The organism is Bradyrhizobium mercantei, assembly GCF_001982635.1.
GTDB lineage: Bacteria > Pseudomonadota > Alphaproteobacteria > Rhizobiales > Xanthobacteraceae > Bradyrhizobium > Bradyrhizobium mercantei.
Window position 1 is genome coordinate 1 of the sequence record NZ_MKFI01000035.1, and the last position, 1,220, is coordinate 1,220.

1 protein-coding gene is annotated in these 1,220 nt (G+C 67.7%); it reads right to left on the reverse strand.

The window, feature by feature from the left end; translation table 11 throughout:
* Window positions 1-1,197: NAD-dependent succinate-semialdehyde dehydrogenase (locus BI327_RS40725; protein ID WP_210191256.1), on the reverse strand; the 1,197-nt coding region annotated here is incomplete at its 3' end.
* Between the last annotated feature and the right edge of the window lie 23 nt (window positions 1,198-1,220).

Sequence of the window (1,220 nt, forward strand, 5' to 3'; positions counted from 1 at the left end):
CCGCGCCACCTCGTCCTCGTCGCCGAAGCGGTAGATCGCGAACACCGGCCCGAAGATCTCGGTGCGGGCGATGCGCATCGTGTCGTCCACTTCGGTCAGCACGGTCGGCTCGTAGAAGTTGCCGCCGCGGGCATGGCGCCGGCCCCCCAGCACGGCCTGGGCGCCCTGCCGCGTCGCGTCATCCACCAGCTGCGCCACCTTGTCCACGCCGGCGGCGTTGATCAGCGGCCCCACCACGAATTCTTCCTGCATGCCCTGGTCGACGCGGATCCGCGCCACCTTGTCGGCCACCACGGCGACGAAGCGGTCATGGATGGCCTCGTGCACGTAGACGCGGTTGGGCGAGATGCAGACCTGGCCCGAGTTGCGCAGCTTGGCCGTGACCAGTTGGGCGGCGGCCGTTTCGATATCGGCATCGTCGAACACGATGAAGGGCGCGTTGCCGCCCAGTTCCAGCGTCATTTTCTTCAGGTCGTTGCCGCAGGCCGACGCCAGCCGCTTGCCCACGGCGGTCGAGCCCGTGAACGAGAGCTTGCGGATGCGCGGATCGCCGGTGAAGCGCTCGCCGATCTCCTGGGGATTGCCGGTCACCATCTCGAAGACGCCGGCCGGGATGCCGGCCTGGCGCGCGTAGTCGAGCATTCTGTAGGCCGTCAAAGGCGTCAGCTCGGACGGCTTGATGATCATGGTGCAGCCGGCCGCCAGCGCGGTGGCGATCTTGCGGGCGATCATCATGAACGGGAAATTCCAGGGCGTGATGGCCGCGGTCGGGCCGGCGGGCTCCTTGAACACAGGGACTTCGGCATGCGCGGCGTGCGACGGGATGGTGTCGCCGTAGACCCGCTTGGCCTCTTCCGCGTACCACTCGATGAAGCCCAGGCCGTAGTCGATCTCGCCCAGCGCTTCGGCCAGGCACTTGCCGTTTTCCTGGACCATGAGCTCGGCGAAGACGCGCTTGTCCGCCCGCATTAGCTCGAACCAGCGGCGCAGCAGCTCGCCGCGTTCGCGGGCCAGCTTGCGCGACCAGGCGGGAAAGGCGGCGCAGGCGCGGTCGATGGCCGCCTGCACCTCGGCGCCGGTCAGCTCGGGCGCCTGGCCGACCAGCGCGCCGTCGGCGGGGTTGTATACGTGGATCATGATGTCTGCCTTTACAGAGGGGATGGCGCCGGCTCGGGGTATCGCCGGCATGGATTGCATAATAAAATTGCAGTACCCAGGCA